This is a genomic window from Okeania sp. SIO3I5 (assembly GCF_010672085.1).
Lineage (GTDB): Bacteria > Cyanobacteriota > Cyanobacteriia > Cyanobacteriales > Microcoleaceae > Trichodesmium.
The window spans coordinates 1-11,688 of record NZ_JAAHHT010000274.1 but is presented as its reverse complement, the minus strand read 5'-3'; the positions used below and the strand labels follow the sequence as shown (position 1 = coordinate 11,688).

The 11,688-nt window shown below is 36.3% G+C and carries 4 protein-coding genes; 1 reads left to right on the top strand and 3 read right to left on the bottom strand.

Annotation, left to right across the window (positions count from 1 at the left end):
- Positions 1-450: 450 nt before the first annotated feature.
- From F6K40_RS34730 to F6K40_RS34720, 3 genes are all read right to left on the bottom strand, one after another.
- A complete protein-coding gene (locus F6K40_RS34730; protein ID WP_293143051.1) occupies positions 451-816 on the bottom strand; it encodes a hypothetical protein in 366 nt (121 codons plus the stop codon).
- Between the two features lie 183 nt (positions 817-999).
- Positions 1,000-3,189, bottom strand: coding sequence for a substrate-binding domain-containing protein (locus F6K40_RS34725; protein ID WP_293143048.1), 2,190 nt, complete (start codon positions 3,187-3,189; stop codon positions 1,000-1,002).
- Between the two features lie 21 nt (positions 3,190-3,210).
- Complete coding sequence (locus F6K40_RS34720) at positions 3,211-6,303, bottom strand: DUF1822 family protein (RefSeq protein WP_293143046.1); 3,093 nt, start codon at positions 6,301-6,303, stop codon at positions 3,211-3,213.
- An 859-nt stretch (positions 6,304-7,162) separates the two neighbouring features.
- Here F6K40_RS34720 and F6K40_RS34715 point away from each other — a divergent pair.
- On the top strand, positions 7,163-11,356 hold the full coding sequence (locus F6K40_RS34715; protein WP_293143043.1) for a response regulator: 4,194 nt from the start codon (positions 7,163-7,165) through the stop codon (positions 11,354-11,356).
- Positions 11,357-11,688 lie beyond the last annotated feature (332 nt).

Below are 11,688 nucleotides of genomic sequence, written 5' to 3'. Positions count from 1 at the left end.
CTTTCCTTTTTATATATCTGCCTGTCAAAAGTTTTTTATGATTTGGGGGATATGATTAGATTTTTAATTTTTAAATTAGGGGGTAGGGAATTGTAGGGATGTTCCATGGAACGTCCCTACAAAAACGTTTGTTGATGTTCGTGAGGAAAATGTTTTTTTGATCAGGACTTACGCAAAATACCAAATTATACACCTTATGTAGGGGCGAATGGCATTCGCCCTCTACTATATGGTGTAGATATGGTGGTTCTGCGTAAGTCCTGTTGATGTTCGTGAGCAAGAAAATTTTTTGATGTTCCTGAGCAAGATGCTCACACTAGCTATTTTCTAATCGCTGCAATTTCTTTTTTGCCCATTCCCGCAGTTGTTTACATGAGTCATTTTCTGCTCTGTCTTGCAATAGTCGGAGTGCTTGTCACCGCCAGAACTCGCGCCCTCAAAACCACAAAGTTAAATTTCCACGGCATCCAATAATTCGTTGGCGGTAGCGCCCCGTGGAATTTTTTCCCACTGCGGAGCGATCGGATCGTACTTGCAATAACAGACGACGATGCGCTTATCCGTGTCGAAACTGGCAAACCTTTCGACGCGAGTCACTACCCAATCTCCTTCCCTCGCATGAGTAATAGCATCTTGAGCGTCAGTTTTATAGGCACGGGTACGATCGCCTATTTGGGGAATAGTCGGATTTTCTTCAGCGCTCCAGTTTTCCTCTAAAATATCCGTCAGACTTTGGCGAGGCATCAGCATTCGTTCTTCCCATCCACGATCGCTCATGCCCTCTGTTTTATAAACTATCCAGGTTTCTGTTGTCATAGCGGTTATCCTCAAAAGTTGTTTGTTTTCCCTCAAAGACGCAATCGACTTTGAGAATTTTGTCTTTAGTTGGGCGGACTTCGATAAGTTTCCAGCCGTATTTCTGCTCCATCTCTCGACATTTTGCGGGTTCGGTAGCAGAGTGAATGTTTTTGTTATTTTTAGACATCAAGCTTTATTCTATTATTCATCAGTTCTGGGAGAACGGATCGGACTATATCCTGCCTCTTCAATTAACTTTTGCCCTTCATCTGTCAACAATAAGTTTGCATAAGCTTTTCCAGCTTTCTCATCAAAGGAACCATCTTTTTTCACAATTACAAATAACCGTCTCGTGATAGGATATGTTCCATTTTCAAATACTTCTAAATTCGGCTCATTACGAAGTTGTTCTGAACAATTTTCTGGTGGTACAAACTCACCTTTGTAAGGAGCAACATTAGAAATTGGTAAAGCTTTCACACTACACTGAGGAATAACTGTTGAAGCTGTATCAAAATAAATTCCACCTTTATTTGTCGTTACCTCTCGCAAAGCTTGAGTAGTTGTAGGAATAAAAAACACATTTTCACCAAAATTTTTATTGTTTAAAATATTTTCTTGAAATAAAGGAGTTGTACCACTATCAAGAGGACGAGAATAGGGAAAAATTTCAATATTAGCCCCTCCTATTTCACTCCAATTTTTAATCTTACCAGTATAGATATCCTGAAGTTGTTTTAAAGTTAAACCTGCCACATCAAGTTCGTGATTAACCACAATAGCAATCCCATCAATAGCAACAGGAACTTGCTGCAGTTGAAACCCTCTATTTCTTGCTCTCTGCAACTCATTATCTGTCAGAGGTCGTGAAGATTCGGCAAAAGAAATTTGACCATTTAATAACATTTGAATCCCAGTTCCCGAACCTGGTGGTAAGCTAGGATGTTGTTTGTAATTCAACTTAAATCCTGGAAAAATCTCTTGAATTTTTGGATTAACTTTACCACGAATTGGCGCCCAAGTTGTGCTACCTCCATGTAGCCAATTACCATTAGGAACCTCAGAAATATAAGCAAAACATCTAGCTGGGGTCTTATTTTCTTCTGGAGGTATAGACTGAATTGGTTGTTCTTGGCAAGGTTGTAATAATCTATTTCCCACTTCTTCTAGTGGTTTTACTTTGTTAATTAGCAACCCAATTACTCCAGCAACTACCAATAAACTTATAGCCCCTAATAAATATAAAGAAGTTTTTTTCTTCAGCAACGAACGAGAAGTTTGAGGATTTGGGATTAAACTATCAGTTAGTTCTTGCCAAGTTAAAGATTTATTTAATGCTGACTCTTGAATACATATTGTTGGCAACCACATTACTCCTGGATATATGCCCTCAAAATATTCGAGACGTTCTCTAGCAGTATGAACAGAACTAAATAAAGATTTATTTTTAGTAAATTCTGCCAGAAAATATTCTAAAAATCTGGCTGCTACTTCATCAGGTACTGGTTCTCGCATCACAATACTACGAGGCAAACTTAACTGAGCTAATTGACTAGCTAATCCTAAACCATCACAGGAATTAAATATGGCTAATTGTAATCCTCTATCTATTACATATCTCAGAGAATTATTAAACTCGTCAATACTTAATTCATCAGAGTCGTTGAGAGAAATCCAGCCAATTGTACCATCTGCTTCGCTGCAACTATGACCAGAAAAAATAAAAATATGGAAACCTAATTCTTCTCTTAACGTATTAGCAAATTTTTCTCGACTGGGCTGTTTTAAACAAATAACTTCGGCTCCTTTTTCCTGTAATTTTTGCACTATTTCTATATCTAGATTTGTATTAATTCCCGCACTTTTTCCAACTACGAAAAGCACTCGAATCTTGCTACAGCTAGGGTAAGGTTTTAATTCACCTTTACCTCTAGCTCTTATTGCAATTTCTGCTTGAGGAAACCGAGATGTTAATAAACTCCATTCTTGCCAAGGTAGTCGTCGAAGTTTAGGATTTTTGACATCTAGAAATACACGAATTTCTGAGCCAGAATTTTTCAATAAACCAAACACATAAATTAATTCTTCTCGGATTGGTTGCCATCGAGGCTCATTAGAATCTAGCCATTGATTAATATAAGTTTTTATCCGTCTTTTTTGTTCTGAGCTGGAGTAAGAAGTAGTTGGTTTTACACGAATTCGAGTAGCGATTTTACGAGTTTCTTCCAACTCGTGATGAGCCAACTGCCAATTATCCCAGGATAATTCTAATTCTAATGGTAATGGTGATAAAAAACCATCCATAGAATCAAATTTGCCATCGTTAGCAGTGAGAGTAACATGAAACCCATGGTCTTGAGCTTCGATTATTTTAATCTTAATAATAGTCATACTGGTATTTTATTTGGTTTATTATAACACAAAATTATCTCTAATTACTTCCTCACCTAAACTCATTTCTAAAGTAAATTGTTCTTGAGGTTCACAGCCAATTTCTAATTGTATCCAATCATCTTCTTCCCCCGCTTCTTCTCTCGTACAAGAATTACCAGACTCATCCAATATTTGTATTTGTAAACCAGCAGGTAAATGGGGAATTTCATCAACAGAGTAAAGCCGCATACAAATATCTATTTTCTCCTCTTCCTCCTCAAATTTATCTGTCACTTTTACCACTAATACTGTTTGATTTGCTCCACTACCCCAATTAATAATTTTTCCACCACTAATAGTTCGTACTTCAGGTTCAGAAGTAGCTGTTCTTGAACTTCTAAAATTAGTATGTGGTAATAATTCTGAAGGTTGCCATCCTGTCTGGAAAATTCCATCAAACCACTGCCGTAATTTGACAAGTTTTCTGCACCAATCAATTTCCTGAATTAATACGTCTAAAGAATCCATTTCTGTGAGTGAAATAGATTCTTGAAATTGGTTAATTTTTCTTCCAGAAACAAATCCTAATAGTTGTACTTGGTTTAAATTTTCCTCAAATTGAACTGCGAGATAAGCAATTCTATTTTCAGTAACTTCTGGAGGTAAATAGAACTCTTTTTCCCCAGGCAATACTGGACGACATTCTAATTTGCCTATATTTGGCAAAACTAGGTCGGCAACATTAAATATTTCTCTGAGATCACGGTTCCAAGAATCACTTTTATCGATAGCTGTTTGAATACTTCTCGATTTTAGATAAGTTTCCACTGTCGCAACAGCAAGAGTATTTAGATAGACTTGTTTTCCTTTTTCTAGAGTTGCTTGTCCTCGTGCAAATTTTCCTGCATATTGATGAGCTTCTGGAGTTAAATCAACCGTTAATGGTTGTGCTAAAGTTAAGGAATATAAATCTTGGACACGCCATTTCAAATAACCATTAATCCAAGTCACAAAACTTTTTTCCCAACTAATATCATGACGACTCCTAACTTCAAACAAACACTTGCCTGCTAAAAACAAATTCACAAACTTTTCCTCTTCCCCATCTTGTTCCATCAAATAACTAATAATTTCTCCCACAAACTTAGCATCAATCATCCCTGTAATTAACCGCAAAACTTCATGCCATTTTTCATCCCGCCAATGCTTACCAAAAACATCATTTTTCAAATCATTTATTTCAATACTTTGTGTTTCCTTAAACTGCCAAACAAAACTCCAAGCACAGAAATATTCCAAAAAAGTTCGATGCACAAAAGCATAATATTCAGCCCCAACAAAACACAAAGCAAAGTTCCGAGTCCGCAACTGTTCTATTAACGCCCTAGCCACACCTCTTGCATCATTAATATCCACACTTTTTAGATACTCCGAAATAATCCTTTCTAAATCATCTCCCAAAATCAAATTACCAGCTAAACCCGCAATATTCCCCTGCATAAAATGAGCAACTCGACGCAAAATTGCCTGCTTATCTTTATAGTCAATAGTTATCGGGTCAATCTTCGCATTAATTAATGCTCTTTCCATATCCCATTGATGTAATAAAACCCGCGAAGCTTGATTATAAAGTTCCGCTCTATCTCTCGGCAATTCTTGATGACGATTCAAGATAGCCATCATAGTTAACAAAAGGGGATTTCCTGCCAATTCTTTAATAGCTGAAGAATCCTTAATCGCCCGTTTCAATCGTTCCCTTTTTCGCTCCCTTTCCCCCTCATCTTGATAAGTTAAATCGTGCCAACGTTGAATAAAATCCTCAACTTGTTCCTCTTGCAAATCCTGCAACATAAAATGATCAAATTGAGCATCTCGGAGTTTTTGTGGTTTATAACCAATCACCCGCGAAGTAACAATAACTCGCACCTTTTTATAGACATTTGTAAACCGATGAATATTAGTAATTATTTCCTCTCGTTTAGCCGGATCGAAAACTTCATCCAATCCATCAAACATCACAATAGCATCACCATTTTGTAATTTGGCATGGAGTTCCTGTTGAGGTAATTGACAAGTTATGCCACTACCTTTTTCCAGAAAATCCAAAAAATCTTGGCATTTATTCGCATCATGGTTCCGCACATAAGTCCGCAGTTCAATTAATAAAGGAATTGGCTCTAAAGGCAAATCTTTTAGAGGTAATTCTGCCCATTGCAAAGCGATATATTGTAATAAAGTAGACTTACCAGAACCGGGGTCTCCCAGAATTACTAAATATTGATAATTTCTATCTTCAACTAATTCCAAAACCGAGCGAATAGGCCGATCTAAATATCTCCGGCGCAGACTATCCAATTGTTCTTGAGAAAAATCCTCTCCAAACTGCCCAGTATCCTTTAATCGCTGCCGATATTCTTTAGGAATTTCGTGTATTTGAGGCAGAAATTCTTGAGATTCCCGCACATTTTGAGGAATAAACATTCGCCATAATGTCAATTGATTATAGGCATAACCACTTGTATCTAAACTTTCTAATTTGAGATTTCCATATTGTTCTAGGATTCCCTCTTGATATTTTTCTAAGTCAAAATCTGGTCTAATTTCAGAATTTTTATTTGCCAGTTTATCCAGATTTTCAGAATCTAATATTTCCCGTAATTCATCCGACTCCCGAATAATCTTTTTCACCCTTCTCCGATATTGCTCGGCAACAAAATCCCAGTTAAATTCATCTGGCAAAGGTGGATTAATTTCATTCCCAATAGTAGCTAATATCTTAGTATCTAAAATTTTGAGATTATTATCAAAAGCACTAACCAAAACCTCCAAAACCGACGGATTTTTAATAAACTGTTTTAAAGGTTTAGTATATGCCTTTAACTCACCTTCACTCAATTCAGCATCTTCTAACTCTTGCTGTATCAAATCTAAAAAATATTTAATTGCTTGTGCCGTAGCTTTTTGTAAAAGTTTGCCATTTTTTATCCCACCAATAGCATCAGAAATACCCTGTTTAAAAAAATCTTTAACGTAGTCTTCAGCAGTACCCTTAGCTAATTCTCCAATAACTTCCTGAGCAATAAATTTAACTGCTTCACTACCCCCCCAAGTAATTAACCATTCAATCATCATTATTTAACCTCTTATATATTAGTTATTTTTAATTATTATAGCATTACCCATTTTAGCTATTTCATAAATAATGAATATACACTTCTCGCGATCGAGGTCAGTTTTTTTCCAATACTTTTAATTCTCTAAGACTTACCCAGGCAATCCGAGAAACCGGGTTTTTTCCCCCAATATTTATTGCTAAAAATAACGATTTATCCTAAAAACCCGGTTTCTTTGCGTAAGTCCTATTCTCCTGAAATCTCTTAATACTAATTCCTGCTGATCGAGCAATAAATTAATAGCTAATACCAAATGTAAAAAAAAGAATGTTACAAATAATAGGAGCGATCGCGCATATTTTACAGAAGATGTCCCTTTGACGAATTCGATAAATTATAAACTAAGAAATGGTATTGAAGCTATTCCAATACTATTCCTGTACGGGCGATTTCCGTTTTTCATGCTCCTAATTGCGTGTTTGCGACAGCATTCGGAACGAAATCGCCCCTACGACTCCTAAAAAATCTCCTAGCTATTTGTAGCAAACATTTATGAAATTGGTATTATTACTAATTTAACAGATTAATATAGATTAAATATAATATAATGTTTATATCTAGGCTTTTACATGGTTGATGATTATTATTGATTAAAATTAATAATAATTGATTTTTATTAAGATGATTTTTTATATCTTAAAGAAGTCGTCAGCACTTCTTCTTCAAGCATCAATCAAGTTATTTTTTTAGCGTAAAGATGGAGGTTTTAACACCTCCTAAACAATCTGGCGCTTCGACTTGCAGGGGATGTTAATCCAGTAGGGGCGAATGGCCATTCGCCCCTACTGATAGCTAGTTAAAAACAACAGGTGAAAAACATGAATTTTTTCCATAAAAAAAACAAATCACCAAAAATTACTAATCCCAAATTTATATTGGGACCGATATTGTTAATTATATTAGGTTACTTAGGTAACTTCTTTAAAATACATTTGTTTTTTGGGGTGGATTTTCTTTTTGGTAGTATAGCCAGTTTAATAGTAGTTTATCTCTATGGAACTAAATGGGGCACAATAGCCGCCTTGATTGCCAGTATCCATACATACTTTTTATGGAATCATCCATACGCAATTATTATTTTTACTCTAGAAGCAATGTTTGTTGGAGTAATGTTAAATAGGCAAGGTTATAAAAATATGGTCTTGCTGGATGGAATCTACTGGATTTTGCTGGGGATGCCTTTAGTGATATTGTTTTATGGATTTGTGTTGGATGTTAGTACAACACAAACTCTGTTAATTATGTTGAAACAATCAGTTAATGGATTCTTTAATGCCTTAGTTGCTAACTTAATTATTACTTATTTACCAATACATAAATTAGCTGGTTTTCCCAGAGAAAAAAAACGCTCTTCCTTTCAACAAACTATCTTGAATTTGTTGATGGCATTTATTTTATTTCCAGCTTTAACACTTACCATATTTAATGGTCAACATATACTGGATACTATTGAAAATGACATTCGAAAAGAACTAATGGCGGCAAAACCACCTCTAGCAAATAATTTAAAATATTGGTATGAACAACATCTCAATGCTATAACAGAATTAGCAAAAATAGGAACTCAAGCACCCGCTCAGGAAAGAGCAACTTTACAACAAAGTATATCAGTAATCCAAAAAACATTTCCCTCTTTTATGAAAATTTATGTGACTGATGCTAGTGGTAACATAATTGCTGCTCAACCAGAATTTAATGAAACTGGAGAATCAATGTTTAACTTAAACATATCCGATGAGTATAATCTGAGGGAGATAGCAAAAAAACTAGAACCAGAAATTACAGATGTTCATAGAAGCTCTATTTCTATGATCCCCCATATTGATATCGCCATACCAGTAGTCAAAAATAATCAGTTTGAGGGAATTGCTTATGGTTCCCTAGACTTAAGTCAAGTTAGTAAATTTCTGAAACTAAATACCGAAGTAAATGGAACAGAAGGAATAGAAGCAATACTTGTGGATGGTGACGACTATATAATTGCGGACAGTGATTCAGTAGTGACTACTCAAAAAAAATTAGACTTACTGGCAACAGGAAATGTCTACTACAATGGAGATATTTTTAAGTGGCAACCAAAAACAGCAAGAATGGCAGAAATGAAACGCTGGCAACAATCATTCTATGGAGTCAAAGTCAAGGTTAGTCCGGATATTTCCTGGTGTTTATATATCAAGCAAGCAACAGCACCCTATATTGAGTATTTAGATAAGAGCTACATCAAAAATCTAGCTACAATGCAAATCGTTGCAATCTTAGGACTAATTATATCAGTTTGGGTTAGTAAAAGATTAGTAGCGCCGATGTTAACACTAGCGCAACTAACTACAGATTTACCTCAAAAACTTCTGTCTGAATCAGCTCCTATAGATTTGCCCAAGAGTAGAATTTCAGAGATTAATACCCTCACTGCCAACTTTCAGTTAATGGTAGCAGCACTACAGGAAAAATTTATAGAAATCAAGCACACAAATGCTAGCTTAGAAAAACGAGTTGCAGAAAGAACTGAGGAACTCAACAAAAAAAATGAAGCTTTAAGTGCAGAAATTATCGAGCGTCGTCGGATAGAATCGATTTTGAGTCTACGGGAAGAGCGCTATGAACTTGCTGTATCAGGTACAAACGATGGCATCTGGGATTGGAATATAGAAACAAATGAAGTTGATTACTCACCCACATGGATGAGAATTCTTGGTTATGAACACAACCCACTTCCTAATATCTTTTCTACTTGGTTAGATAATTTACATCCAGACGATCTAGATGTGGCAATTAAAACCGTAGAAGTACACTTAGAAGGAAAAACAAATCGTTATGAGCATACCCATAGGATGAAACATCGGAATGGACATTATATATGGATATTTGCTAAAGGTAAATGTATTCGCGATGAGCAAAATCACCCCTATCGCTTTGTGGGTACAATAACAGATATTACAGAAAAGAAACAAGCAGAAGATGAATTGAGAATTGCTAAAGAAGAAGCAGAAATTGCCAACCGATCTAAGAGTGAATTCTTGGCAACAATGAGTCACGAAATTCGTACCCCCATGAATGCAGTCATTGGGATGACAGGTTTACTCTTAGATACACCACTCAACCCAAAACAGCAAGATTTTGTAGAAATTATCCGCAACAGTGGGGATTCTTTGTTGATCTTAATTAATGATATTCTTGACTTTTCTAAAATTGAGTCTGGCAAATTAGACTTAGAGGAACAACCTTTTAATCTCCGAACCTGCATAGAAGAATGTCTAGATTTGTTAGCGCCAAGATCAACAGAGAAAAAGTTAGAGCTAGCTTATCTAATAGATCCACAAACTCCTGAAGTTATAGTCGGAGATATAACTCGCTTACGCCAAATATTAGTTAATCTTCTTAGTAATGGGGTTAAGTTTACACAAAGTGGGGAAGTCGTTATCTCAGTTACCGCCTCACCTCAAAACCCAGACTTCAACTTTTCTGAAAATGGGTATTACTCCATTCCTGATCAAACAAAATATACTCAAAATACTCCCAACCCGGTTTTCTACAAAATACAATTCGCAGTCAAAGACACTGGTATTGGGATTCCAGACGATCGCAGGAATCGTCTATTTAAGCCTTTTAGTCAAGTTGATGCTTCTACAACTCGTAACTACGGTGGCACCGGATTGGGATTAGCTATCAGCAAGCGATTAACTGAAATTATGGGAGGAACAATGTGGGTAGAAAGTGAACCAGATGTTGGTTCCACTTTTTTCTTTACGATAGTATCTCCCGCTGTTCCTGGTAGTTCATATCTTGAGCAAAACAATGGAACTGAGAAATTATTACAAAATAAACGTTTGTTAATCGTTGATAACAATGCTACGAATAGGCAAGTGCTGACACTGCAATCAAAATTCTTGGGGATGATTTCCCAAGTTGTAAGTAGTGGGTCTGAAGCGATAAATCTACTAGAATCAGGGGAGAAATTTGATGTTGCTATTTTAGATTTACAAATGCCTGGAATAGATGGCATAACTCTAACTAGGGAAATCCGCAAACTTCCCAGTTGTCAGGAGTTACCCATAGTTTTTCTGAGTTCTTTAGCTCAAGAATCATTAAATACCAAAACTAATATCAATGCTATTACTTATCTAAATAAACCAATTAAACAATCTCAACTTGAGAAAGTATTAGTAGGAATATTTAAAGGAAATACAGTTGATAGTACGCAAAAATTCAAAACAGAATCAAATGTCAAGCTAGCAAAAACATTACCTTTGAAAATTCTCTTAGCTGAGGATAATGTCGTTAACCAAAAAGTAGCAATTAATATTCTGAAAAATCTAGGATATCGAGCTGATATTGCAGCAAATGGTTTAGAGGTATTAGCAGCTTTATGTCGTCAGTCTTATGATGTGGTGCTGATGGATGTACAAATGCCAGAAATGGATGGTTTAACTGCTACACGTCAAATCTGTTCAGAATGGGAAAAAGAGAAACGCCCCCGTATTATTGCCATGACTGCTAATGCTATGCGAGGCGACCGTGAAAGATGTCTAAGTGCTGGTATGGATGACTATGTTAGTAAACCAGTTCGCCGAGAAGCATTGAGTACAGCTTTAAGTAAATGTGGTCTCCAACAAGGAGAAATAGTAAAACAGCAAAAGGCAGATGTAGCAAAATTAGAAGCAGCGATCGATATAGCAGTATTGCAAGAGTTGAAGGAAATAGCAGGAGACGATTCCGAAATGGTGGTGGAAATAATTGATTGCTATGTCAAAGATACACCCACACTTTTAGATGACATTAGTCAAGCAATTGAAAAAGATCAGGCCGAATTGCTACAAAAATCTGCTCATACCATGAAGTCTAGTAGTGCTTCTGTCGGTGCCATAAAGTTATCTGAGTTTTGCAAGGAATTAGAATATATTGGACGTGGGGGAACTACAAAAGGAGCAGATGTAATTTTATCTCAGGTTAAGGCAGAATATGAAAGAGTCGAGAATGCTTTAGGATATCAACTTCAGACTTATCGTGAGTAGGGGAGTAGGGGAGTATTTTTCAGCCTTATGTTGAATGCTGAGTGCTGAATGCTATACACTAAAAGCGATCGCTACTTTCCCATATTAGGAGGAGGGCGATCGCTAAATTATATCAAGCTATTAGACATCTGGTGAAAATTAAAAATCAAATCAATTCTCATCCAGAAATTATATCAAATCCGGTAGCATCGGTGTTATTTAGTATTTGACATACTCCCGACGTTGCCCTTCTATTCCCCCCTTTCAAAGGGGGGTTAGGGGGGATGGACAACGCGGGATTCTTCAGTCTGGGAAACCCTGACCGCTGCGCATGACAGAGGTGATGTCCTCCC

Coding starts and splice junctions, on each gene's coding strand:
- F6K40_RS34730 (WP_293143051.1), bottom strand. CDS start 816: ATGACAACAGAAACCTGGATAGTTTATAAAACAGAGGGCATGAGCGAT.
- F6K40_RS34725 (WP_293143048.1), bottom strand. CDS start 3,189: ATGACTATTATTAAGATTAAAATAATCGAAGCTCAAGACCATGGGTTT.
- F6K40_RS34720 (WP_293143046.1), bottom strand. CDS start 6,303: ATGATGATTGAATGGTTAATTACTTGGGGGGGTAGTGAAGCAGTTAAA.
- F6K40_RS34715 (WP_293143043.1), top strand. CDS start 7,163: ATGAATTTTTTCCATAAAAAAAACAAATCACCAAAAATTACTAATCCC.